Below are 23702 nucleotides of genomic sequence, written 5' to 3'. Positions count from 1 at the left end.
CATGGCTTCGATCCTGCGGCGCGCGCCGCGGACGCTGGCGGCCGCGCTCGCGGTCGCGCTGGCGTCCCTGATGGCCCCGGCGTCCCACGCCGCCGCCCATTCCCCAGCCGACCCGTTCACGGTCGACGACCTCCTGCGGAACGAGAATTTCGGCGCGATCCGCGTCTCGCCCGATGAGCGATACGTCCTGTTCGAACGGCAGGGGCCCTACGACACCGCCGAGCGGTTCGATCTGGCTTACTTCGCGCGCTGGACGACCAGCGAACTCTGGGTCGCCGACCTGACGCAACCCCGCCGCGTCAGGCCTCTCCTCGGCCAAGCGGATCGGCGAGGCGTCGTCATGGGGGAGTTTTCTCCCAATGGACGGCGTCTTGTCGTCCATCGCCTCCAGCACGATCGATGGGAGACAGGGGTCGTGGAGCTTGTGTCCGGCACCGTCGATTGGCTCGGTCTCGGCGCCGAGCCGCCTTTCAAGGGGGAGACGACGCTCTGGCGGACGGACGACGAGCTCATCCTGGTGGCACGGTCGGACGGTGATCTGCCCTATGAGATCGGCGCGCTATCCGCCGCCGCCCGGCATAGTCGAGACTGGCGTGACGCGGCCGCCCTCGGCGGTGTCGCGACAACCGTCTGGGGCGCCGGGGCGCACGCGCAGGCGACAGGATCCGGGGCGCAGCTCACGACCTGGCGGATCGACCTGGCGTCTGGAGCCCGGACGCGCCTGGCGGCAGGGCAAACCCTCGACCTCGCCCTGTCGGTCACCGGCCGCTGGCTGGCGATCGTGGACCGCGGCGCGCCCGAGCCTGTCGCTCCCGAGGAGCCCTTGCGGCCCGCCGACCAGGCGGAAGCGCGTCGGCTGAAGGTGCTGGACCTGACAACGGATCAGACCTGGCTCCCCTGCGGGACCTGCGATGTCGCGAGCGGACTGCTCGGATGGTCTGCGGACGACCGACTGCTCGTGTGGGAGCGGGGGGGCTCGGGCCAGCCCACGCAGGGCCGCCTTCTGGCGATCGCGCCGGGGTCACGATCCGTCGCGCCGATCAGCCTTGAGCGTGTCGAGCCCGATGTCGGCCAGACCCGGGACACGCGGTTCCAGACCGTGCGCGCAGCCTGGCTGGGCGCGCAGGTGATCCTCCTGGGCCGAAGCGCCGGAAACACCCGGCTGGACTGGCATCTGGCCGGGGCGAGGCCGCTCAATCTCACCCGCGGTCTTCCAGCGCCACCGGGCGGCCTTGAGGCCATCTCCACGGATGCCTTTCTCACCTTCGCCGATGGGTCGCTCTGGTCCGTTGACCGGAACGGCAGAAGCGTTCGACTGCCCGCACCCGGGACTGTGACCGCTGTAACCACCCTGACGCATTGGGCCTCTCCGCGTCGACGGCTCAACTCTCCGCTCCTGCGCGACTGGACCCTCGGCCGAGCGTCCGACGGCTCCCTGTGGCGGCTGGGCGCTGACGGGTCTTCGCACAGGATTTCCGCCCAGGCCTCGCCGGATCTGCGGGCGACCGGCCGGGGTCTTGCGATCGACGTGTCGCTCGAGAACGGCGTCGAAACCCTGCGGCTGCTGGGCCCCGATCAGACGCCGACGCCGCTCGTCGCCGTGAACCAGGCCTATGGACGGATCGCGTTCGCCGAAGCACTGCCCGTCACCACACCTGGGGCCGGCGATGGTGTGGGACAGAGCTGGCTCTACGCCCCGCCGGGCGGGCTTGTCCCCGGCACACCGCTGATCATCGTCGCCTACCCTGGAGCCAGCGTGCGACCGTCGGCCAACCCTGCGGAGTTCTCGACCATGGCCAATGTCCAGCTTCTTGCCGGACTGGGCTATGCCGTCCTCACTCCGGCACTGCCGGGCACGAGCGCCGACGGCCCGGCGGCGCATCTGACGGACCGGATCGTCTCGGCGCTGGACGCGGCTCTGGCGCAATACCCGGATCTCGACGGGGACCGCGTCGGCTATGTGGGGCACAGCTTCGGCGGCTACACCGGTCTGGTACTGGCGACGCAGACAAGCAGGATCCGCAGCTTCGTCATCATGTCGGCGCCATCCAACCTCGCCTCGGGCTGGGGCGGCTTTGGTGGACTCCTGCGGCAGAACCCGGAGTTCGGGCACGCGATGATGCGGCGCCTCGCCGGCTGGAGCGAGGCCGGCCAGGGCGCCATCGGCGGGCCGCCCTGGCAAGCCCCGGAGGCCTATGTCGCCAACACGCCGCTCTTCGATGCGGATCGGATCGACGCGCCGGTTCTTCTGATCCACGGCGATCTCGACTTCGTCGGCGTCGGTGAGGCGGAGAGCCTGTTCACGGCCCTGTGGCGACAGAACAAGGACGTGCAGCTCGTCACCTACTGGGGTGAGCAGCACCTGTTCTACAGCCCCGGAACGGTGCGGGATCTCTGGCACCGCCTCGAAGCGTGGTTGAAGCTCACCCTCGGGCCGCCGGCGCGGGCGTCCTTGCCGACCGCCGCGCTTCCCAGCGACGAATCCAGGCCTCCACCGACACGGCCGCCAGGATTTCCGGTGCACCCCCCTGCCAGCGGAGACGGTCTTCATCCAGGCGCGCTTCCATGAGGGAGCGGTCGATCGCATTTTGGGCGACCAGCCGCCCATCGAGCAGATAGGCTTTCAGGAAGGGAAGGTTCTGCGCGACCTGCTGATTGAAATAGGCCGCATAATCTCCCTTGCCCTTACGGTTTGCGATCGAGGCGGGCAGGCGGTCCGCAAACGCATCGCGCGCCAGGCCGCGCTCGCGACCATCCGGAACGAGATGCGGTACCGGCGTCTGCAGCGCCCATTCGACGAGCGGCTGGGCCATGAGGGGATGGATCATGTCCGTCACTTCGGATCGGCGACACGTCGACGCGTAGGCATGACCGCTCGCGATCGCGGCGATCTGCATCCGCTTGCCCGGGGGCAGTGCGCTGGGATCGGCTGATCGGCTTTCCCGCGCGGCCCGGATCAGCGACCATGTGGAGCTTCGGGTCCAACGCGCGACACCCGGCAGATGGCCGGAGACGAGCGACCGGAGGGGACGGCGCCACCAGAGATCCACGAACGCCAGCGGTGTGTGCATCTGAAAGAACAGAGCGTCTCCCCCCTTGCCGGTGAGCAGCGTCTGGACGCCCGCGTCTCGGCAGGCCGTCGCCACCGTCATGTCATTGCTGAGATCACGGCCGTTCTGGCTGGGCCAGGGATCGCCGGCTGTCGCCTCGAAAAGTTCGGCCGAGTAGACGACCTCATCGCGCGCGCGACAGGCCAGAACCGTTCCAGCGGCCGCAGCGACGTCCTGCGCATAGTGCCGCTCATCCGTCTCAGCATGCGGGCCCCGGGTGTTGAGGGCGAAGGCGATGGGTTTGCCCAGCGCCGTCAACGAGAAGGCCACGATGGCGGAATCGAGCCCGCCAGAGATCTCGATGCCGACCGCCCGGTGGCCAGACAGCGCGGAGACGCAAAGATCGAGGCTGCGGCGCAGGTCCTCGCGGGCATCGGCCATTCGGCGCGTGGGGGGCGCCGCTATGACTTCGGGCTGCCATAGCCGCGCCGAAGGGCCATCGAGCCTGAAAAACTCTCCGGGCTGGATGGTCGCGATCCCTGTCAGGGGCGAGGCTCCGTCGAGATCGAACGGACGCTCTGCCAGAGCCCGGACACGATCCCAGTCGAAGTCGATGGGAGGAGGCACCGCGGCGATCAGCCCCTCGAACAGCACCGAGGTCAGGATTTGAACCCCGGCCGCGCGCCATTCATGGATCGGCAAGCCCCCCGATGGATCCCTGAACACGCTCTGAAATGCGCCGTCCGGGCTGCGAAAGAGGATGACATAACGACCCCAGCGATTTCGGCAGTACCAGGTCGCGAAACTCAGGTCTGTCGCGCCGTCCGCCGCTCCGGTTTCGGCGTCGGGATGGGTGAACACCTCGCCGATGATCAGCGTGCCGGGACGGGGGCTATAGGCTTTCGGCGCGTTGGGGCCTCTGACGCCCACCCAGGATCCCTCTTGTGTCTCGATCGCGGTCCAGCCGTCGGCGATCGCAAGGGTCTGAAGCCTGGCGACGGTGCGGGCGGCGACGGCGTCCGCAGGGGACCAGTTCAAGGCCAGGAAGCCCCGCATTCAGACCTCCATGATCGGCGTGTAGTGAGAGACCCGCTCAGGGTCGTCGTCGAGAACGGCATCCCCGATCCGTAGCCAGCAGTGCGCGCTGAACGGCCATGTGCGGACGCCGAACACCCAGACCGCGTTCTGGCCGGCCCGTCGCAGCATGGAGAGAAGCACGAACGCTCGGTAGAGGCAGGCCCCTTGGTCGGGAACCCAGGGCAAAAGTCGGGTGAAGGCGGCGACCACGGCCGCCACCCTCGCTGTATCGGCGTGACCGACCGGCGGGGAGGGAAGGGCGCTGATCAGGGTACGGATGGGCGCCAGCGGGCCGAGACGTCGCGCCGTCGCGGCCGCGACAACGAGGCTCGCGGCTGCCGGGATCGACCACAGCGACGGTCGGGCAGGGAAGCCCCGTACGGGCGGATCCAGCGCTATACCCGGAGACGATCGTGAGGCGTCTCCGAGAAGACCGGCATCCGCCAGCAGTCCCAGCAGACCGAGCTCGGCTTCGACGGACGGCCCCAGAATACTGAGGTCGTCACGGGCGTGGGGGAGGCAGGCATAGGTGTCGGTCGCGAGGTCGAGAACGATAACGTCGGGCTCGATCGCCGCCATGAAGACGCCGGCGGCCAGAGGCCGCGTCTCTGTGGGCAACGGCGGTGCCGACCCGCGGTCCCAGCCCGTCATCTGCTGACCTCGTCAGAGGTACGTAGCGGCCGCCCGGAGCCGTCCGATACCGCGCAAACCGGACCAGACGTCGAACCCAGGGACCGTCCGAGAGCGCTGGAGCCGTGCATGTATACTCCGAGGCGTTCCGCCGAAGAGGCGGCCATAGGGGGAAGATGGAGCGGCGATCGTTTGGTGATCGCTGCTCCAGACCGTGGTTCAGGCGAGCGGCCGCCACACGCCGAAGTCTGTCTCCGGCAGAGTGCCCATGTCGCTTCCGCGGGTCAGCGCGGCGGCGGCGCCGAAGGCAAGCAGGCGAGGCTTCAACTGCGTCATCTTGGTCTCCTGTTTGTTGCGCATGTGCGCTTTGACGAGGTGTCGTCAGGATCCCCACCCCCGGCAGCGCGCAGACTTGACCTGCGACATACCGGAAGCGGGGCCGGAGGCGGACACGACGGATCGCATCCGCCCTGGCGTTTCAGGCCTGCGGCTTGAAGACGCCGTAGTCCGGCTCCGGAATGAGGCCCACTTCGGCCCCACGCGTCAGGACCGAGGCCGCGCCGAAGGCGATCAGCCGAAGATTGGAACGGGTCGTCATGGTCTGTCTCCCTTTCTGAATGTCGCAAATTCGCGACGCTTCATCAGGGGGCCGGCGGCTTGGCGCGGCAATCTATATCCGTCGTATATTTCAACCGTGGCGGGTCACTCGCCATCCTCGGGCGGTTTGCCCGCCAGCCGGTCGCGTCCGGCGTCCAACCAGCTCTCCGTCTCCGCTTCGCGGGCCCGGCTTTCCGCCTCCACCCTGCGAAACGCCTCGGTGAAGGCCTCGATCAACGCACGCGGATCGAGCGTGGTCATCCGATCTCCCATGCGGCTTTCGAACTCGCTGAGGGCGATCAGGAAGATCAGGATCATCTTGGTGTCGGCGGTCCGCCTGGCGAACTCGGTGGATCCAAGGCCCGGTCCCAGGACGAGCGCGTAGGGGTCGCAGTTGGTCGCGGCGGCGAACCGGTGAATGTAGTCCAGGTTGACCCGGCCCTGACCCGCCTCAAAATACTCGTAGGTTCGTAAAGGCAGGTTCATGGCGTCCGCCGCCTGCAGCGCCGTCATGCCGCGGGCGCGCCGGACAGCCCGTGCCCCAAGTCCGATCAGGCGCGCTTCGCTGGGCTTTTCGGGCGGATCGGGCGGCATCGGAAATCGACCTTTCGCCCCCTAAGTTGCGTCGTGTCAGGCTTCGGATCAATGCAGACGGGTGGCCTATTTTACAGTCGGAGCGGCACCTGGCGGAGCGCCCGCAAGAATCCTGCGGGACGACGGCGAGGGCGTGGCGGTCTGACCGACGTTGTTTTTCGCAGACGGATTCGCACTTTTGATTAACGATGCGGGAGCTGACGATCGGGCGCGAAGGGCCCATGGGCCCGCTCGGGATTCACATCATGGCGCGTAACCGGGACCCGTTCACCCAGGCGCTTTCGTCCCTGCGCGACCGCATCCAGTCCGGCGCCTTGTCGGGCGGGAGGCCGGTCATTGTCCAGGACGAGGCGCAGAGGCTGCGGCTATCGACCACGCCGGTCCGCGAAGCCCTCGCGCACCTCAGCGGCGAGGGGCTCGTCGAGCGCGCGGCCTCGGGCGGCTATGTCACCCTGCGTCTCGACGCGACGACCGCGCGCGAGCGCTACGCGATGCGCGGCGAATACATCCGCATGGCGCTTGAGCTGAACCGCGCGGCGCTCGGTCCGCTCCGGCCTCCGGCTCCGGCGTTTGACCCGGCAGCGCCCGGCCCCGCCGTGGGCAGGCTCTTCTCCATGATCGTCTGCAGCGCCGGCAACCAGGTGTTGTGGAGCGGCTTCGAGCGGATCTCGGGTCAGCTGGCGCGCCTCGGCCGGCTAGAGCCCTTTCTGTTCGATGATGTCGAGGCCGAGGCTCTGGCTCTCCAAGAAGCCTACGTCAGCGCGGCGGCCGAGACCTTCATCGAAGCGACCCGGCGGTTTCACGCACGCCGGATCTCGGCGGCCGCCGCCCTGGCGGCCCTGGCGTTTGCGGAGCGAGACGAGAAGACCGAGGCGCAGCCCGGGCGACGGGGGACCAACGGCTTCCTCGCTTAGCGGACGGCCTGAGTAAGAAGGGCCGCGACGCGCGCGCAGCGTTGATCGTGATACGCCGCAAGCTCTTGCAGAAGATCTGGAAGGCGACCTTGGATGAGCGCGTCGATCATCCTCCGCACCGTGTCCCCCGAGGTGTCTTCCCCGGTCCGCTCGGCGCGGAGGACGGGTCCGAGCCGGCGCGCGACCCGTCGGTGCGCGGAGAGAAGGGCGGCGTTGGCCGACTGGGCGACGACGGCGTCGAACAGAGCCTGGGCACCCTCGAGGGGATCCACGCCGGACACGGCCTTCCTCAAGGACCCCAGGCCTCTCGGATGGAGGGTCAGGGCGGCGTGCAGAAAGGCGAGCTGAAGCTCGAATAGGTCGATGACGTCGGCTGTCGTCAACTCGGGATAGAAATAGCCTCGACCGCGCCGACGCTCGATCAGTCCTTCCCCGGCAAGGCAGGCGAGGGCTTCGCGGACCGGCGTGGGGCTCAGCCCGACTTCGGCGGCGAGTTCGGTGATGACAAGGGCTTCGCCCGGAACGAAGCGGCCCGCTTCAGCAAACTGGCGAACCGCGCCCAAGGCGGCTCCATAGGGGTCGCGGGATTGCGCGGTGTGCATCACGCCCTCGAAGGAACAGGTGGCGACCGGGCGACGGGGCGACCGGTCCGATACAGTCGGCTCGTGCAAATATATTTGGTCCGATGAAGGGTTATATTTCCACCCCCAATAGTCGGCGGGATGTCCGCCAGAAAGTTGCGGTCTGTTCTCGACTCATGGCGTCGGGCCGGATCGCGCCCTTGAGACATCAGCGCGATGCCCCTCTCATGCAGGTTCGAAGGCGCGATTCCTGGTTGCACGGTGCGGCCACTGCAGTCACGACAAGGACGTCCGGACCCTCACCGTGTGGCGCACTGACTAGGCCTGCAGGCTCACGTCACAGCGTCCCCCATGGCCTTGCACGCTAAGTGAGCCTGCACCAGTGTGGCCAGCAGGGCTCGATAGCGGCCAGATCATAACGTCTATGCCGGCCTCGGCCGACCTCGATTTTTGCACTCGCGATTTCGCATGTGCCTGGAGGCGGTCCGATGATCGCAAAAACTGCAGTACGATCACGTAGGTTTTCCCACCAAGAGAACCTCTTCGTAGTGAACAAGAGTTTAAGTTTGCGTATCTTCTAATACGTCCGAATATTTAAGGTTCGCCGTTATTCCGCTTGGCACCAAAATCCGACAGTGTCAGCGTGTGCTTTCTTTAGCCGCTCATAAGAGTTCGACCGTGCCGTGGCCGCGGATAAGGGAAAGTGCGTCGGAGCTTTCATGGCTCTGGATTTCACTCATCCTTACTCCGCCTGACAATGCGGTCAGAGCAAGCAGAGATTCAGCCTGTCGGAACACTCCGGACATCGACCCGCCATCGCGACCATCTCCGAAAAGTGCTCGGTTTCGTCCAGGGCTGCTCACCTACGAGTTGCCCGCCATTATGGATGTAGCCCCAAATGCCGTCGAAAGTTCGCTTTGGTCAGGCTGCCAAAGACCGAGTTCGCCCCTAGCGGGCCTTCGGCAAATCTGGCTCACGGCGTCGCCTGCAATGCCTGCTTTGCGGATAGAGCTCGATGTCGCAAACCGACCCAAAGCAGACCCGACTTTGCGTCAATCCAGGCGACGTGATTTGCTCGTTCCGATCCTAGGGGAGCTCTGATGTCACGTGCAGCTTTAATATCACTGGCCTGCGCTGCCCTGTTGGCGTCCTGCGCCACGGGGGTCTCGATCTCCGAGAACGCAACGGGCCTCAAGGACGGGCGATTTTACACTTTCTGGCGCGATACGGGCTCGGGCGAAATGCGGGTGGGCCGCAACGGGTCCTATTCTGTCGTCTGGCGGCTCGGTGACACCGGCAATCTTGTGGCCGGCACAGGCTGGGCGACCGGGTCCTTAGATCGCGTCGTCCGTTATTCAGCCCGCGCCTTCGATCCCGGGGAAAACGGCTACCTGACTTTCTACGGATGGTCTAAGGACCCGCTGGTCGAATATTACATCGTCGAGAGTTGGGGCGACTTCGTCCCGCCGGGAGAACGCGCCACATTCTTGGGCACGGTCGACAGCGACGGCGGGACATACCGCATCTATCGAACTCAGCGGGTCAACCAGCCCTCAATTGCCGGGACCGCTACCTTCGACCAGTACTGGAGCGTTCGCACGTCGAGGCGTCCGCTGGGGCAGGAAGGTGTCATTACATTCGCCAATCACGTCGCCGCTTGGTCGCGGTTCGGGCTAACCCTTGGCACGCTCGACTACCAGGTGCTGGCGACTGAGGGCTTTGGGAGCGACGGCCGATCGGACGTGCTCGTATCTGAATAGCGGGTGACCGAGCGAGACGTCTCCCTTCCACCCATAGCAGCCAGCGGGCGCGTCCGCTTCTCGACACGTAGCCCGCGGCATGATGCAGTCGCCTGATGTGCAACCTATACAGCTATCGCAGGGGCCCGGCCGCCATCCTCGACCTGGCGCGCGCCATGAATAGCGGCGTCGGGAACCTAGAGCCGCGCGACATCTACCCCGATTATCCGGCTCCGATCGTTCGAAACGGCGCTGACGGCCAACGCGAACTGGTCATGTCGCGCTGGGGCCTGCCGTCGTCCAAGAAGGCCCTGTTCGACGCCGCCACGAAGCGCGCCGACAAGCTGAGAGCCAAGGGCAAGGAGGTCAACTTCCCCCGGCTCCCGGAGCTCGAGCCGGACAGCGGGACGACGAACGTCCGCAACACCGCGTCGTCCCACTGGAAGCCGTGGCTCTCCCCGGCCAACCGATGCCTGGTGCCATCCACAGCGTTCAGCGAGCCCGGCCGGGACGCGGAGAGGCGCTACAAGCCGATCTGGTTCCTGTTGGCCGGCGAGGATCCAGAACAGGTGGCCTTCTTCGCCGGCGTCCACGTCCTGGCGCACACCTGCGTCCGAAAGAACAAGACTGGCGTCGAGACTTGCGACCTGTTCGCCTTCCTGACGCCGAGCCCAGTGAGCCTGTGCGGTCATTTCACCTCAAGGCAATGCCCGTTATCCTGACTACGGAGGAGGAGCGCGATGTCTGGATGCGCGCCCCGTGGCCTGAGCCCAAGGTGATGCAGCGAGCGCTGACCGACGGAACCCTGCAACAGATCGACCGCACATGATTTGGCTCAGCCTCACCCTGTTCCTATCCATGCAGGCTCTATCTATCCCGCCCGCATTGCCCGACGACCCCGGTCCGGAGCGTCGCGCCGCAGCTCAGGACCTGTTCGGCCGCGAACCCTATGTCAGCGAAAACTCCTATGGCATCAGCATCGCGGCTGCTCGTCTGGCCGGCGAAGTGCTGACGGCACGCGATGCCCAGGCCTATGACCGCGATTACCGCTTGTCTGAACGCTTGGGCGAGCGGGCAAAGGTTGGGTCGGAGATCATTATTGATCAGGCGATCGCATGCCTGGCCGAACCGATTGCGCAGAGGTTCACACTGCCTGAGCTTGTCGCGCTGAAGACCTTCATCTCCACCCGCGAGGGCCAGAGCTTCTGGATGTACCACGTCAGGTTTCAGCCGTGGGTGGAGTGCTTTTCCGAGCCGGTTCGTTCCTATTTGGGACCTTATGTCGACCAGGACTTTGAAGCCGTCATCGCCGAGACGCCGATCCGGTGAATGCGGTTCAGCCGCCCCTATCTGACGCATTTTTGAGGCTTGGCGAACGCAGTAGTGGAAGTCAGATTGAGGGACCGGTGCACGCCCCCCGTGCGACGGACGGCAGCCTCGGCTCACACGGAACCGCAAACTTCCTAAGGGTCAGGCTGCCGAGGCCGTAGCACGCCGGGACCTTGCTCTTCCAAGACCTGCGTTTCACGGTCCCAGGTTTGTAGAACCGGAGCTTTCCGATGCTTGCGTCAGCCCTCCTGCTTGCAGCTTTGCTCCAATCAGTTCCGGCCCAGTTAGCGCCTGCTACTGCCCAAGCCCCGGCGGGCCAGGCCACGGATCGGGCCAATGCCCAGGCTGCGGTCGAGGGCACGGCCCATATCATGACTACAGTCGGCCCCTGCGAGCGTCATCTGTCGCTGGCGCAGATCCGCGGCGTGCGCCAGACCTTCGAGCCAGAACCCTGTCAGACTCCGGACGCGCTGTTGGCCTACCTAAAAGCCGCCTACCAGCGAGGTCGCGCCGATCAGAGCCGGTCTGCTAACTTCTGCCAAGAGTTGATGAGGGCGTTCTCGGAAAGCAAAGCGCTGGGCTGACCGTCGTGTCTAAGACCGCGACCGTCGAAGACCTAGAGGCGTTCTGGGAGATCCTGCAAGGGCAGATGGGCAGGCTGCTTGGTCTGGCCGGCGTGGTCATGGCTCGACTTATGAGCGAGCGCAAGGGCGAGTGGTCTGACCTCAGCGACCAACAGGTCATGGACCTCTTCCATTCCGCCTTCATACAAGTCGCACCGTCTGCATACCCGGAACTTCCCCCGGAAGAGGTCGAAGAACTGGTTCGGACGACGTTCGCAGACATAGCCATGCAGCTGAGGGCCAACGGTGATGCGAGCGAGAGCCTGCACTAGGACACGCGGCTAGGTCGGCCGGACGAGGTGTCCATCTCCAACCGGCATTCCTCAGCTAGACCGTCGCGATGCCGGCTTCCCGACAACGCAGCGAATGTCCGCTTTCCGCCCGCTTGGCCATGACCGATCTCGACCCAAAGCAGACCTTCCGGGTGTTGGTCTCGAGACCCGATCCTGACTCAGGGCGGCGGTTAGCAAAGTCCGCTTTCGGGCAGGGGGCCGATCAGCCAAGGGGTGCGCAGGTCTGACTCATCTCGGCGGTCGGCAAGGCCTGCACTTGGGCGGGGAGCCTGCAACCCTTGCAGCGGTCGTGTTGGCGTCGTCGTTGATCTGCCTCAACAAGCCTCGAGCGTCGGGGCGATAGACACCCAGCATGAAAATCCAAGCTCCCCACGAAGAAGGATGGCCGGCGCGGCCCGGACGGTCGCTGGCGCGGGCACTCTGGAACTAACCGTCGCGATCCTGGACGTTGACGGGGTGCTGCTGGCCTCCCCCGCACGATCAGGCCTGGCGTGAAGGGCTCCAGGGGTTCAGCGATCTCGCCGGGGCCCTGGCCATCGTCTATCTGTGGAAGAGCAAACTCAGCGCCGTCGTCATCATGGCTCTGGCCCGACTGGCCGGGGGGCTGGCCTTCCGCTGACCCTCTGGCCGGGAGGCCCTGCGCCGCACGCCTCATCAGCCATCAGAGGCCTGAACCGCGAAGTTTGCGCCGCCACTTGTGCGATGCAACATTCCGTGTAACCAATGGTGGGTGGCGCGTCACAATGCGGCGCTCAAAGGTCCGTCCCCAACGGTGGGAGACGCTCCGCAGTTTCAGCAGATATCGGCAATGTGGCCGCCTGGGGTGCTCTGACACGAGCCGCGCCGAGGCGGATTTTCTGCGTCCGCGATCTGCCCGCCTTGGTGCCCTGTTTCTGACCGCCAGATTTTGAACGACTGGGGACGACGATGATCGACAAACGCAAGTTTCTGATGGCCGGCGGTTCGTTGCTGATCGCCTCGGGCGCGACGGCCATTCTCGCGGGCTGCGGGGACAGAAAGCCGGCGGCCGGGGCCGCGCCCGTCGCCTTGGGGGCTGTCGAGAAGGCCAGCCTCAAGCTGGGGTTCGTCAAACTGACCGACATGGCCCCCCTGGCCGTGGCCAAGGAGAAGGGTTTCTTCGCGGAAGAGGGCCTCAACGTCGCCCTGGAGCCCCAGGCCAACTGGAAGGTGCTGCTGGACGGGGTCATCGGGGGGCAGCTGGACGCGGCGCATATGCTGGCCGGCCAACCCATCGCGGCGACCGTCGGCCTGGGAACGAAGGCGGAGCTGATCGCGCCGCTGTCGCTGGACCTCAACGGCAACGCCATCACCGTTTCGAACCGTATCTGGGCGCAGATCGAACCGTCCTTGCCCAAGGGGACGGATGGCACGCCGGCGCATCCGATCTCGGCCTCGGTTCTGCGGCCCGTGGTCGATCGTTTCAGATCCGAAGGCAAGCCGCTGAAGTTCGGCATGGTTTTCCCGGTCTCGACCCACAACTACGAGCTTCGCTACTGGCTGGCGGCGGGGGGAATACATCCGGGATTCTACCTGCCGGGCGATGTCGGAGGCACGACGGGGGCGGACATCCAGCTGTCGGTGACGCCGCCGCCGCAGATGCCCGCGACGCTGGAGGCCGGAACCATCGAGGGCTATTGCGTCGGCGAGCCGTGGAACCAGGCAGCCGTCAAGAAGAAGATCGGCGTGCCGATCATTACCGATCACGACATCTGGGCGCGGAACCCGGAGAAGGTGCTGGGCATGACCAGGGCGTTCGCCGCGCAATATCCGGCGACCACCACCGCCCTGATCCGGGCCATAATCAAGGCGCAGCAGTGGCTCGATGCCGATGACGGCGCCAACCGGGCCGAGGCGGTGCAGATTCTGGCGCGGCCCAACTATGTCGGTGCCGATGCCGATGTGATCGCGGCCTCCATGACCGGCCAGTTCACCTATGCCCCCGGAGACACCCGGCCGGCCCCCGATTTCAACATCTTCTTCCGCGATTTCGCGGGCTATCCCTATGCGTCCGATGCGGTCTGGACCCTCACCCAGATGCGGCGATGGGGACAGATCGCCGAAGATCACCCCGACCAGTGGTATATCGATACGGCCAGGGCCGTGTACCGGGCCGACCTCTATACCGCGGCGGCGAATTCACTGGTGGAGCAGGGCACCATCCCGGCGGCGTCGGTGCCGACGACCGATGGCTTCAAGGGCGTGCAGACGGGCTTCATCGACGGCGTCGCCTACGACGGTCGGGCGCCCAACGCCTATCTGGCGCGGTTCGCGATCGGCCTGAAGTCGGGCCAGGCGGTCACCGCCGCCGGCGTTTCGGCAGCCTGACCGGTTGCCAGGGCAAGGGGAGATGACGATGAATCAGATCAAGTCCGCAGACGGATCGATCGGGATCGAACGCAGCCCGCCGTTCAGACTTGAGGGGCGGGGCGGCGAGGGGCGATCCCCGGGATCGGCGAGGACGTCCCCGCGATCCGAAGACGACCCGTCGGCAGGCCCCGGCCTGGTTTCGGGCTTCGCGGCGGTCGGGCCTAGGGTCCGGGCCGTGATCCTGCCGATGGTGGGGATCGTGGTCTTCATCCTGGTGTGGGCGCTGACCGCGCCGATGGCCAAAACGTCGCTCGGAGCCCTGCCGGGACCGGTCGCGGTGGCCGCCCAGGGGGTGTCCTTGGCGGAGGAATGGCAGGCGGCACAGTCCGAAAAAGCCGCCTTCTATGCCGCCCAGGCGGCGCGCAATGCCGCGCTGGAGACGGCCGGGCGGGGGGGCGAAGCGCAGGATTTCCGATATTCGGGCTCGCCCAGCTTCATCGATCAGATCTTCACCTCATTGTTCACCGTCGCCTTCGGCTTCGGCCTGGCCTCTCTGGTGGCCGTGCCGCTGGGGCTGGTCTGTGGTTTGTCGAAAGGGTTCAACGCTGCCTTCAATCCCCTGGTGCAGATCTTCAAGCCGATCAGTCCGTTGGCCTGGCTGCCGATCGTGACCATGGTGGTGTCGGCGACGATGACCAGCCCCGACCCGATGCTGCCCAAGAGCTTCGTCATCTCGGCCGTTGTGGTGATGCTGTGCTCCCTGTGGCCGACGCTGATCAATACGGCGGTGGGCGCGGCCTCGATCGACAAGGACCTGCTGAATGTCGGCCGGGTGCTGAGGCTCACGCCGTTCGCGCGGCTGCGGCGACTGATCCTGCCCTCGGCCCTGCCCTATATCTTCACCGGGATGCGGCTGTCCCTGGGTGTGGGCTGGATGGTGCTGATCGCGGCCGAGATGCTGGCCCAGAACCCGGGTCTGGGAAAGTTCGTCTGGGACGAGTTCCAGAACGGCAGTGAACAGTCCCTGGCGCGGATCATGTTCGCGGTCATCGTCATCGGCGTGATCGGCTTTCTGCTGGACCGTCTGATGATGGCGCTGCAGTCCCTGGCCTCGCGGAACCACGAGACATGAGTCCCGTGACCTCGGTGCCCCCGATCCTGTCCTTGAGGGGCCTGACCAAGTCCTATGACGGTGCGAACGGCGAACGGACAACGGTGCTGGCCGGCGTCGATCTGGAGGTCGAGGAGGGCGAGTTCGTCGCGGTCCTGGGCTTCTCGGGCGCGGGAAAGACCACCCTGGTCTCGACCATTGCCGGGCTGATTCAGCCGGACCAGGGCGAGGTTCTGATCAAGGGTCGGCCATGCACTGGCCCCGGGCCGGACCGGGGCGTGGTGTTCCAGAGCTATTCGCTTCTCCCCTGGCTGACGGTCGAACAGAACGTGCGCCTGGCGGTGGACGCGGTCCATCTGACGATGTCGAAGGCCGAGCGGGCGGCGCTGGTGCGGTCGACCGTGACCCTGGTCGGTTTGGGTCATGCGCTGGACCGCAAACCCGGCCAGCTGTCGGGCGGAATGCGCCAGCGGGTGGCCGTGGCGCGGGCGCTGGCGACGAAGCCCGAGATCCTGTTGCTGGACGAGCCCCTGTCGGCGCTGGACGCCCTGACGCGGGCCAAGCTCCAGGACGAGATCGAGCGTATCCGAAGCCAGGAAAAACGCACCATCTTCCTGGTCACCAACGACGTCGATGAGGCCCTGCTGCTGGCCGACCGGATCGCGGTCCTGACCCCTGCCCCGGGGGCCCATATCGGCCGGATCTTCGATGTCGCCATCGCCCGGCCGCGCATCCGCACGGACTTGAACCACGACGACGGCTACAAGACGCTGCGCAACGAGATCGTCGGCTACCTGGGCCGGCTCGCGGGCGGGGTGAAGGAGGCCGCGCCGTCGAACGTGATCGACCTGCCGAGCGTGGTGCCGCTGGACCTGCTGGCCCCGCCCAAGGCCTATCAGGACGTGGCCTACAGCCCGATCAACCGGCGTTATCTCGAGTTCTATAACCTGTCCAAGGTCTATCCGACGCCCAAGGGGCCGCTGACCGTCGTCGAGGACGTCAATCTGTTGATGGACCGGGGTGAGTTCATCTCGCTGATCGGACATTCGGGCTGCGGCAAGTCGACGGTGCTGACCATGGCGGCGGGGCTCAACCCCATCACCGACGGCGGCATCGTGCTGAACGGGCGCGAGATCGAGATCGCGGGCCCCGACAAGGCGGTGGTGTTCCAGTCGCCGTCGCTGATGCCGTGGCTGACCGCGCGCCAGAACGTCTCCCTGGGCGTCGAGCGGGTCTATCCGCACGCGACGCGCGCCGAACGGGCCGACATCGTCGCCTATTATCTGGAGCGGGTGGGGCTGGGCGACGCCATGAACAGGATGGCGGCCGACATGTCGAACGGCATGAGGCAGAGGGTCGGCATCGCCCGCGCCTTCGCCCTGTCGCCGCGCCTGCTGCTGCTGGACGAACCGTTCGGGATGCTGGACAGCCTGACGCGCTGGGACCTGCAGGACGTTCTGGTCGAGGTCTGGAACCGCACCAAGGTCACCACCGTCATGGTCACCCATGACGTCGACGAAGCCATTCTGCTGGCCGACCGGGTGGTGATGATGACCAACGGCCCCAACGCCACCATCGGCAAGATTCTGCAGGTCGATCTGCCGCGTCCGCGCGACAGGCGGTCCCTGCTGAGCCACCCGCAGTTCTATGCGTACCGCGAGGAGGTCCTGAAGTTCCTGTCGGACTACGAACACGGCGCGCACGCCGACGCTGCCTGATCGGCCTCTCCCGACCAAGGCGACTGACCGCTTTTTTCAGATCCATGGGGGATACCATGAAGACGATCGAACTCGTCCTCGGCGGAGCCATGCTCGCCGTTCTGTCAACGCCCGCTCTGGCCCAGACCGCGCCGCCCGCGCCGCCCGCGCCGGCCGGGGACGGGATCAAGCCGATCGCCGAGGCGCGGGTCCGTTACGAAGGCGTGGACCGTGACGCGCCGCTCACCGACGCGGACGCCGTCACCGCGCGGCTGCGGTTCGGGTTCGAGGCGAGGCAGGGTGTCTGGTCCATGCTGGCCGAGGCGGAGGGCGTGCTGGCGCTGGCCGACGACTATAACGACACCAACGCGGGCAATGGCATGGAGCCGTTCGCGACCATCGCCGACCCGGCGAACCTGGAGCTGAACCGGGTTCAGATCCAGTACAGGACCGCGCCCCTGACCGTCACCTTGGGCCGCCAGCGGATCAATCTGGACGACCAGAGGTTCGTCGGCTCGGTCGGCTGGCGTCAGAGCGAACAGACCTTTGACGCGGTCCGGGCCGAGGGCACCCTGGGGCGGGTCAAGCTGGACCTGGCCTACAGCAACAACCAACGCACGGTCTTCGGCGTCGACGCCGGGCCGCGCGAGCGCTTCGACGGCGACTTCGTCCTGCTCGGCGCCGGGGTGGTGGCGGGGCCGGTCACGCTGAAGGCCTTCGGCTATCTGCTGGACTTCGAAGAGACGATCCAGTTCGGCAATTCCAGCGACACCTTCGGTCTGCGGGCGACCGGAGCCATCCCCCTGTCCGGCCATGTCCCGATCACGGTGGCGGCCAGCTATGCGCGCCAGACGTACGCGGGGTCCAATCCCGGAAACTACGCCGCCGACTATCTGGCGCTCGACCTGGGCACGGCGGTCGCCGGGTTCACGGTCAATGCGGGCTATGAGCAGCTCGGGGCCGACAACGGTCACGGCTTCCAGACGCCGCTGGCGACCCTGCACAAGTTCAATGGCTGGGCGGACGTCTTCCTGACCACCCCGGCGCAGGGGCTGCGGGATGCCTACGTCGGCGTCGGCCGGCGGTTCCCGTCGGTAACCGGCCTGCCCGGGATGAGCGCCCAGATCAGCTACCATGACTTTTCCAGCGACGTCGGCGGCAGCGACTACGGAACCGAATGGGACGCCCAGATCGGCTTCAAACCCGGCAGGTTCGGCGTCGTCGCCAAATACGCCAGCTATCAGGCTGACGGCTATTCGGCCGACATCCGGAAAGTCTGGCTTCAGCTGGAATGGGCGCTGTGATGCGGCGGGTCGGCTGATGCGCGTCTTTCTCGCCGGCATCTCGCTGCAAGGCGCGCGGGTCGTAGTGATCGGCGGGGGTGAGGCGGCGCTGGCCAAGCTTCGGCTGTTCATCGGCTCGCCCGCTGATCTGGTCTGGTTCGCGCCGGGCGGTGCGCCGGACCCCGACCGCTGGTCGGCCGGGGGACCCGTTCCGGTCATACGGACCCCGACACCGGCCGACCTCACCGGCGCGCGGCTGATCTTCGTGGCTCTGGACGACGAGGCCGAGGCTGTGTCGGTCGCCGGGTTGGCGCGGGCGGCGGGTGCCCAGGTCAATGTGGTCGATCGACCGGCGCTGAGCGATTTCCAGACACCCGCCCTGATCGATCGGGACCACGTCGTGATCGGCATCGCGACCGGCGGCGCGGCGCCGATCCTGGCCCGCGATGTGCGCAGCCGGATCGAGGGTGTCCTGCCCGAGGCGCTGGGGCCTCTGGCCGCTCTCGCGGGACAGATCCGGGACCGGGTCAAGGCCAGCGTCCCGGACTTCCTGGCGCGGCGCCGGTTCTGGGAGCGGGCGTTTCGCGGGGCGGCGGCGGACATGGTCGCGCAGGGCCGGATGGACGCAGCCCATGACGAGATGATCCGTCTGCTGGATGCGGCGGCGCCGGAGCCCGGCGTGCTATATTTTCTGGGGTCGGGCCCGGGCGATCCCGAGCTACTGACGCTGAGGGCGCTGCGGATCATGCAGGACGCCGATGTGATCCTGCATGACGCCGAGGTTCCGGTGGGGGTCCTGGCGCGGGCGAGGCGCGACGCGACCCGGCGGGATGTGGACACGATGACCGCGTCGCAGGTCCGCGACCTGATCGCCGGACACCTGGCCCACGGCGAGCGGGTCGTGCGGCTCCATGCCGGCGATCCCGAGGCGTCCGGGCGGCCGGCGCGGGAGCGGGCCGCCCTGAATGACACAGGGGTCGAAGTCTTTGTCGTGCCCGTCGTCGCCGGAGCCCTGCGCGCCTAGACTCTTTGTGAAGGGCGCGGTTAAGTTTGTCCGGGGACCCTCACAATTGCGTATCGCGATCGTCGACGACAGTGGATTGCGTGCGGCCATCCTGAAAGAGGGACTGGCCGAGGCCGGCTATACCGACATCGAGGTCGTCGCTCCCCACGGCGGTTTCGTCGCCCGGCTGGAACGGATGGCGCCGGACATCGTGCTGATGGACCTGGGCGACCCCAGCCGCGACGCCCTCGAGGAAATGCTGACCGTCAGCCGCGCCCTGGCCCGCCCGATCGCCATGTTCGTCGACCGGTCCGACGATGCGATGATCGGGGCCGCCATCGACGCGGGCGTGTCGGCCTATGTCGTCGATGGACTGAGGAAGGAAAGGGTCAGGCCGATCCTGGAATTGGCGATCCGCCGGTTCAACGCCTTCAACGCCCTGAAGATCGAGCGGGACGAGGCCGTCACCGCCCTAGCCGATCGCAAGACGCTGGAGCGGGCCAAGGCCATACTGATGCAGGGCCGTGGACTGTCCGAGCCCGAGGCCCACGCGCTTTTGCGTTCCACCGCCATGAATCAGAGCCGTCGCATTGTGAAGGTGGCCGAGGCGTTGATTACGGCCCATGCCCTCCTGGACCCGCCCAAGGGAGGCCCCCGATGATCCCTATTTCCATCGCCTTCCTGCCCCTGACCGACAGCGCCGTCCTGGTCGCGGCCCGGGAACAGGGGTTCGCCGCCAAGGCCGGGCTGGACCTGACCCTGGTCCGGAGCACGTCGTGGGCGACCGTGCGAGACCGGCTGGTCTATGGCCAGGTTCAAGCCGCTCATATGCTGGCGCCCCTGGCCGTCGCCGTGACCCTGGGCCTAAGCCAGCAGCCCGCGCCTCTGGTGGCACCCTTCCGTTTGAATCTGAACGGCAACGCCCTGACCCTGTCGACCGCGTTCGCGGCCGCACTGGACCCGGTGCTGACCCATCGGGTCGAGGACCCCGTGGCGACCGCCCATGATTTCGCCTCGGCCATCGGCATGCACCACAGGAAGCCGATCATCGGCGTGGTGCACCGGTTCTCGACCCATGCCCTGATGCTGCGCTACTGGCTGGGGTTCGCGGGCGTCGATCCCGATCGGGACCTGACGCTGCGCGTGCTGCCGCCTTCCCTGATGGTGGAGGCTTTGCGGACGGGCGAGATCGACGGCTTCATGGCGGGCGAGCCGTGGAGCAGCGTGGCGGTGTCCGAAGGCCTGGGGCAGATCGTGGCCTTCGGATCGCGGCTTTGGCGGCGCGGCGTGGAGAAGGTGCTGGCGACCCGCGCCGACTGGGCCGAGACCCATCCCGAGACCCTGGACGCCCTGCTGGTCGCGCTGGACCGGTCTGCGGCCTGGTGCGACGCGCCGGAAAACCACACGGCGCTGGCGGAGATGCTGGCCGCGCCTGACTATGTGAACCAGCCGGTCGAGGTGATCGTACCATGCTTGTCCGGACGGCTCGCGCTGGGACGCGGCGAGCCGGCCGTGTCGGAGCCCGATTTTCTGATGCTGCACCGCGAGGCCGCGAACGCACCCTCCGGGGATCACGGTCTGTGGATCTATTCGCAGTTCGTCAGATGGGGGATGGTCGAGGCGTCCGACGCGGCCCAGGCCGCCGCGGCGGCGGTGTTCAGACCCGACCTGTATGGAAGGGCCCTGACCGGGACGGCGCGGGCGCGGCCGGTCGAGGGCTTCTTTGACGACAGACCCTTCGATCCGGCCGGGGTCGCGGCCTATGTGCAATCGTTCAAGGGCCCGCCGGCCTGAACGGGCTTTGCTGCGCTGCACGATAAGCGCTTGCCGCAGGGGATGAAACGAGTCACTTTCGAACTCCGGGGCAAGGATGCCCCGCAGTATTCTGGATGATCCATCGCTGGATCGTCCGACTTCGCACCGTCGGCTCTCGATCAGCGCCCCGGTGATCGGGATTGGCAAAGCCGCCATGCAGCCGCTGGGAAACCAGCGACTGCATGGCGGCTTTTTTCGTTTTGGGGCCTCGGAATGGACGGTTTTGCGAAGACCCTGGAGCGCCCGGCGCTCATCCCCCTGGAAGCCCGGGAGCATCTGGTCGTGATCGGCAACGGCATGGCCGGATGCCGGGCCGTGGAGGAGCTGCTGGCGCGCGACGCCGGACGGTATCGCGTCACGATCTTCGGGGCCGAGCCACATGTGAACTACAACCGGATCATGCTGTCGCCGGTCCTGGCGGGCGAAAAGACCTTTGACCAGATCGTCATCAACGACCGGCCCTGGTACGACGACAACGCCATCGACCTGATCGTCTCCGACCCCGTCGAAGCCATCGACCGGATCGCAAAGACCGTGACCGCCCGGTCCGGCCGGGTGGTGAGCTACGATCGATTGCTGATCGCGACGGGGTCGGACCCCTTCATCATCCCGGTGCCCGGCCACGCCCTGGAGGGCGTCATCAGCTTTCGCGACATGGCCGATGTCGATCGGATGATCGCGGCGGCCGACGGCGGCGGCGATGCGGTCGTCATCGGCGGGGGGCTGCTGGGGCTTGAAGCGGCCCACGGGCTCAGCCTGCGCGGCATGAAGGTCACGGTGCTCCACCTGATGCCGACCCTGATGGAGCGGCAGCTGGACGAGGCGGCGGGCTGGCTGCTGAAGTCGGCGCTGGAGGCGCGGGGCCAGACCATCCTGACGGCCGCCGACACCGCCGAGATCGTCGGCGAGACTTGGGTCGAAGGCGTGCGGCTGAAGGACGGGCGGCTGATCCCGGCGTCCCTGGTCGTCATGGCCGTCGGCATCCGGCCCAGCGTGCGGCTGGCGCGGGAGGCGGGTCTGGCGGTGGGGCGCGGCATCCATGTCGACGACCACATGGTCACGTCCGACCCGTCGGTGCTGGCGGTCGGGGAATGCGTCGAACACGACGGCCAGGTCTATGGCCTGGTCGCGCCGCTGTGGGACATGTGTCGGGCCCTGGCCGACGGCCTGACCGAGCGGCACACGGGCTATCGCGGCTCGGTGACCTCAACCAAGCTGAAGGTGTCCGGAATCGACGTCTTTTCCGCCGGGGATTTCTCGGGCGGGGAGGGGGCGGAGGACATCGTGCTGCGGGACGCCTCGCGTGGCGTCTACAAGCGGGTGATCGTCCGGGACGACCGGATCGTCGGCGCGGTCCTGTACGGCGATACCGGCGACGGCGGGTGGTATTTCGACCTGATGAAACGGGGCGAGGACATCTCGTCCCTCCGCGACCTGCTGATCTTTGGTCAGGCCTTCGCCCTCGGAGGGGGCCGGGGGACCCTAACGCGGCCGTTGCGGCCCTCTCGGACGAGGCCGAGATCTGCGGCTGTAACGGCGTTTCCAAAGGCGCGGTGGTCGCGGCGATCACGGGCGGAGCGGTGACGCTGGACGCCGTGCGCGCGGGCTGCAAGGCCTCGGCCAGCTGCGGATCCTGCACCGGCCTGGTCGAGAGTCTGCTGGCTGTGACCCTCGGCGACGACTACGGCGGCGAGCGGGCCGTCAAGACAGTCTGCAAATGCACCAGCTTCGGCCACGACGACGTGCGCCGCGAGATCATGGCCCAGGGCATGCGCTCGATCCCCGAGGTAATGCAGAGGCTGCACTGGTCCACCCCCGACGGCTGTTCCTCGTGCCGGCCGGCGCTGAACTACTATCTGCTGTGCGCCCTGCCGGGCGAGTATGTGGACGACCAGCAGAGCCGGTTCGTCAATGAGCGGATGCACGCCAACATCCAGAAGGACGGCACCTATTCGGTCGTGCCGCGAATGTGGGGCGGGGTCACCAATCCCCGCGAACTGCGCGCCATCGCCGATGTGGTCGAGAAATACGACGCCCCCCTGGTCAAGGTCACGGGCGGCCAGCGGCTGGATATCTTCGGCATCAGGAAGGAAGACCTGCCGGCCGTCTGGGCCGATCTGAACGCCGCCGGAATGGTCTCGGGCCACGCCTATGGCAAGTCTCTGAGGACGGTGAAGACCTGCGTCGGCTCGGACTGGTGCCGGTTCGGGACCCAGGACTCGACCGGTCTGGGGATCCAGACCGAGCGGATGACCTGGGGCAGCTGGATGCCGCACAAGTTCAAGATCGCGGTGTCGGGTTGCCCCCGCAACTGCGCCGAGGCGACGATCAAGGATTTCGGCGTCATCTGCGTCGACAGCGGCTACGAACTCCACGTCGGCGGCAACGGCGGCATCAAGGTCCGCGTCACGGACCTGTTGTGCAAGGTCACGACCGAGGCAGAGGCGATGCATTTCTGCGCCGCCTTCATCCAGCTGTACCGCGAGGAAGCCCGGTATCTGGAACGCACCGCGCCGTGGATCGAACGGGTCGGGCTGGAAAGGATCAAGACGCGGATCGTCGACGACGCCGAGGGCCGCGACGCCCTGGCCGCGCGCTTCCACCATTCCCAGAGCTTCAGCCAGGACGATCCGTGGGCGGCGCGGGCCAACGGCGCCGACAGCGAGCAGCACCAGCCACTCAGCCTGACGGAGACCGCGTGATGGCCGCCGATCGCTGGATCGACGTCGGCCGGGTCGAGGACATTCCCCAGCGCGGCGCCCGGACCGTCGTCATCGAAGGCGGTGAGGAGATCGCCGTCTTCCGCACGGGAGACGACGCGGTCTTCGCCCTAGTCAACCGCTGCCCGCACAGGGGCGGCCCGCTGAGCCAGGGGATCGTTCACGGCCACAGCGTCGCCTGTCCGCTGCACAACTGGACCATCGCCCTGGAGACCGGGCAGGCGCAGGGGCACGACAGCGGCTGCACCCCGACGATCCCGGTCCGGCTCGAGGATGGCCGCATCCTGATCGCGCCCCCGCTCCTGATCTCGGCCTGAG

General features: G+C 66.9%; 22 protein-coding genes and 1 pseudogene. 18 read left to right on the top strand and 5 right to left on the bottom strand.

Annotated features, from left to right (window positions below):
* Position 1: 1 nt before the first annotated feature.
* Positions 2-2371 (top strand): annotated as a pseudogene (locus tag BZG35_RS18470) (alpha/beta hydrolase family protein); the annotation flags it as partial.
* A 52-nt stretch (positions 2372-2423) separates the two neighbouring features.
* Here the strand turns inward: BZG35_RS18470 and BZG35_RS18280 are convergent.
* The 4 genes from BZG35_RS18280 to BZG35_RS16865 form a co-directional block, all read right to left on the bottom strand.
* A complete protein-coding gene (locus tag BZG35_RS18280) occupies positions 2424-4106 on the bottom strand; it encodes an asparagine synthase C-terminal domain-containing protein (protein ID WP_077357465.1) in 1683 nt (560 codons plus the stop codon).
* Positions 4107-4745, bottom strand: a complete 639-nt coding sequence (locus BZG35_RS16870; RefSeq protein ID WP_171982003.1) for a lasso peptide biosynthesis B2 protein — start codon at positions 4743-4745, stop codon at positions 4107-4109.
* A gap of 231 nt (positions 4746-4976) precedes the next feature.
* Positions 4977-5117: a hypothetical protein gene (locus tag BZG35_RS18075; RefSeq protein ID WP_171982002.1), complete on the bottom strand. Its 141-nt coding sequence runs from the start codon at positions 5115-5117 to the stop codon at positions 4977-4979.
* 342 nt (positions 5118-5459) lie between these two features.
* Positions 5460-5948 carry a helix-turn-helix transcriptional regulator gene (locus tag BZG35_RS16865; RefSeq protein ID WP_077357461.1) on the bottom strand — a complete coding sequence of 163 codons (489 nt, stop codon included), beginning with the start codon at positions 5946-5948 and terminating at the stop codon, positions 5460-5462.
* A gap of 245 nt (positions 5949-6193) precedes the next feature.
* On the opposite strand from BZG35_RS16865, the gene BZG35_RS16860 reads away from it, so the two are divergent.
* Positions 6194-6862: a GntR family transcriptional regulator gene (locus BZG35_RS16860; RefSeq protein WP_171982001.1), complete on the top strand. Its 669-nt coding sequence runs from the start codon at positions 6194-6196 to the stop codon at positions 6860-6862.
* Here BZG35_RS16860 and BZG35_RS16855 read toward each other — a convergent pair.
* Positions 6859-7425 (bottom strand): GntR family transcriptional regulator, encoded by a 567-nt coding sequence (locus tag BZG35_RS16855; RefSeq protein ID WP_171982000.1) that lies wholly within the window; start codon positions 7423-7425, stop codon positions 6859-6861. The genes BZG35_RS16860 and BZG35_RS16855 overlap by 4 nt on opposite strands.
* Positions 7426-8543: 1118 nt before the next feature.
* Between BZG35_RS16855 and BZG35_RS16850 the strand changes: the two genes are divergently transcribed.
* From BZG35_RS16850 to nirD, 16 genes are all read left to right on the top strand, one after another.
* Entirely contained in the window at positions 8544-9203 is a 660-nt protein-coding gene (locus BZG35_RS16850; RefSeq protein ID WP_077357456.1) for a glycoside hydrolase family 11 protein, read from the top strand.
* A gap of 95 nt (positions 9204-9298) precedes the next feature.
* Entirely contained in the window at positions 9299-9904 is a 606-nt protein-coding gene (locus tag BZG35_RS16845; RefSeq protein WP_253189211.1) for an SOS response-associated peptidase, read from the top strand.
* A gap of 103 nt (positions 9905-10007) precedes the next feature.
* Entirely contained in the window at positions 10008-10511 is a 504-nt protein-coding gene (locus tag BZG35_RS16840; RefSeq protein WP_077357454.1) for a hypothetical protein, read from the top strand.
* Between the two features lie 371 nt (positions 10512-10882).
* Positions 10883-11095 carry a hypothetical protein gene (locus tag BZG35_RS17785; RefSeq protein WP_150126083.1) on the top strand — a complete coding sequence of 71 codons (213 nt, stop codon included), beginning with the start codon at positions 10883-10885 and terminating at the stop codon, positions 11093-11095.
* A gap of 5 nt (positions 11096-11100) precedes the next feature.
* Positions 11101-11406, top strand: coding sequence for a hypothetical protein (locus BZG35_RS16830; protein ID WP_077357449.1), 306 nt, complete (start codon positions 11101-11103; stop codon positions 11404-11406).
* Positions 11407-11875: 469 nt separating this feature from the next.
* Positions 11876-12046 (top strand): hypothetical protein, encoded by a 171-nt coding sequence (locus BZG35_RS18070; protein ID WP_171981999.1) that lies wholly within the window; start codon positions 11876-11878, stop codon positions 12044-12046.
* A 308-nt stretch (positions 12047-12354) separates the two neighbouring features.
* Complete coding sequence (locus BZG35_RS16825) at positions 12355-13773, top strand: CmpA/NrtA family ABC transporter substrate-binding protein (protein ID WP_216351867.1); 1419 nt, start codon at positions 12355-12357, stop codon at positions 13771-13773.
* Positions 13774-13990: 217 nt separating this feature from the next.
* Positions 13991-14887 (top strand): ABC transporter permease, encoded by an 897-nt coding sequence (locus BZG35_RS16820; protein ID WP_253189210.1) that lies wholly within the window; start codon positions 13991-13993, stop codon positions 14885-14887.
* On the top strand, positions 14884-16584 hold the full coding sequence (locus BZG35_RS16815) for an ABC transporter ATP-binding protein (RefSeq protein ID WP_077357445.1): 1701 nt from the start codon (positions 14884-14886) through the stop codon (positions 16582-16584). Before BZG35_RS16820 ends, BZG35_RS16815 begins: the two co-directional genes overlap by 4 nt.
* 56 nt (positions 16585-16640) lie before the next feature.
* Entirely contained in the window at positions 16641-17867 is a 1227-nt protein-coding gene (locus BZG35_RS16810; RefSeq protein ID WP_077357443.1) for an alginate export family protein, read from the top strand.
* Positions 17868-17883: 16 nt separating this feature from the next.
* Positions 17884-18870, top strand: coding sequence for a siroheme synthase (locus BZG35_RS16805; protein WP_077357441.1), 987 nt, complete (start codon positions 17884-17886; stop codon positions 18868-18870).
* 46 nt (positions 18871-18916) lie between these two features.
* The gene (locus BZG35_RS16800) at positions 18917-19510 is read left to right on the top strand and encodes an ANTAR domain-containing response regulator (protein ID WP_077357439.1); all 594 of its coding nucleotides are present in this window, start codon (positions 18917-18919) and stop codon (positions 19508-19510) included.
* Positions 19507-20643 (top strand): CmpA/NrtA family ABC transporter substrate-binding protein, encoded by a 1137-nt coding sequence (locus tag BZG35_RS16795; protein WP_077357437.1) that lies wholly within the window; start codon positions 19507-19509, stop codon positions 20641-20643. The genes BZG35_RS16800 and BZG35_RS16795 overlap by 4 nt, the downstream gene beginning before the upstream one ends.
* A 234-nt stretch (positions 20644-20877) precedes the next feature.
* Complete coding sequence (locus BZG35_RS18465) at positions 20878-22248, top strand: NAD(P)/FAD-dependent oxidoreductase (protein WP_371454821.1); 1371 nt, start codon at positions 20878-20880, stop codon at positions 22246-22248.
* The gene (locus tag BZG35_RS18460; RefSeq protein ID WP_371454820.1) at positions 22218-23366 is read left to right on the top strand and encodes a (2Fe-2S)-binding protein; all 1149 of its coding nucleotides are present in this window, start codon (positions 22218-22220) and stop codon (positions 23364-23366) included. Before BZG35_RS18465 ends, BZG35_RS18460 begins: the two co-directional genes overlap by 31 nt.
* On the top strand, positions 23366-23701 hold the full coding sequence (gene nirD / locus BZG35_RS16785; protein ID WP_077357435.1) for a nitrite reductase small subunit NirD: 336 nt from the start codon (positions 23366-23368) through the stop codon (positions 23699-23701). The genes BZG35_RS18460 and nirD overlap by 1 nt, the downstream gene beginning before the upstream one ends.
* The last annotated feature ends 1 nt before the right edge of the window (position 23702 follow it).

Origin of the sequence: Brevundimonas sp. LM2, from assembly GCF_002002865.1 — a bacterium.
In the GTDB taxonomy this organism is placed as follows: domain Bacteria; phylum Pseudomonadota; class Alphaproteobacteria; order Caulobacterales; family Caulobacteraceae; genus Brevundimonas.
The sequence above is the reverse complement of the archived record's forward strand: the minus strand, read 5'-3'. Positions and strand labels throughout refer to the sequence as shown.

What these genes read in the sequence shown, in the direction of transcription:
- BZG35_RS16845 (WP_253189211.1), top strand. Translation starts at nt 9,299, where the DNA reads ATGTGCAACCTATACAGCTATCGCAGGGGCCCGGCCGCCATCCTCGAC.
- BZG35_RS16840 (WP_077357454.1), top strand. Translation starts at nt 10,008, where the DNA reads ATGATTTGGCTCAGCCTCACCCTGTTCCTATCCATGCAGGCTCTATCT.
- BZG35_RS16865 (WP_077357461.1), bottom strand. Translation starts at nt 5,948, where the DNA reads ATGCCGCCCGATCCGCCCGAAAAGCCCAGCGAAGCGCGCCTGATCGGA.
- BZG35_RS16795 (WP_077357437.1), top strand. Translation starts at nt 19,507, where the DNA reads ATGATCCCTATTTCCATCGCCTTCCTGCCCCTGACCGACAGCGCCGTC.
- BZG35_RS16825 (WP_216351867.1), top strand. Translation starts at nt 12,355, where the DNA reads ATGATCGACAAACGCAAGTTTCTGATGGCCGGCGGTTCGTTGCTGATC.
- BZG35_RS18075 (WP_171982002.1), bottom strand. Translation starts at nt 5,117, where the DNA reads ATGCGCAACAAACAGGAGACCAAGATGACGCAGTTGAAGCCTCGCCTG.
- BZG35_RS17785 (WP_150126083.1), top strand. Translation starts at nt 10,883, where the DNA reads ATGACTACAGTCGGCCCCTGCGAGCGTCATCTGTCGCTGGCGCAGATC.
- BZG35_RS18280 (WP_077357465.1), bottom strand. Translation starts at nt 4,106, where the DNA reads ATGCGGGGCTTCCTGGCCTTGAACTGGTCCCCTGCGGACGCCGTCGCC.
- nirD (WP_077357435.1), top strand. Translation starts at nt 23,366, where the DNA reads ATGGCCGCCGATCGCTGGATCGACGTCGGCCGGGTCGAGGACATTCCC.
- BZG35_RS16810 (WP_077357443.1), top strand. Translation starts at nt 16,641, where the DNA reads ATGAAGACGATCGAACTCGTCCTCGGCGGAGCCATGCTCGCCGTTCTG.
- BZG35_RS16850 (WP_077357456.1), top strand. Translation starts at nt 8,544, where the DNA reads ATGTCACGTGCAGCTTTAATATCACTGGCCTGCGCTGCCCTGTTGGCG.
- BZG35_RS18465 (WP_371454821.1), top strand. Translation starts at nt 20,878, where the DNA reads ATGGACGGTTTTGCGAAGACCCTGGAGCGCCCGGCGCTCATCCCCCTG.
- BZG35_RS16805 (WP_077357441.1), top strand. Translation starts at nt 17,884, where the DNA reads ATGCGCGTCTTTCTCGCCGGCATCTCGCTGCAAGGCGCGCGGGTCGTA.
- BZG35_RS16860 (WP_171982001.1), top strand. Translation starts at nt 6,194, where the DNA reads ATGGCGCGTAACCGGGACCCGTTCACCCAGGCGCTTTCGTCCCTGCGC.
- BZG35_RS16815 (WP_077357445.1), top strand. Translation starts at nt 14,884, where the DNA reads ATGAGTCCCGTGACCTCGGTGCCCCCGATCCTGTCCTTGAGGGGCCTG.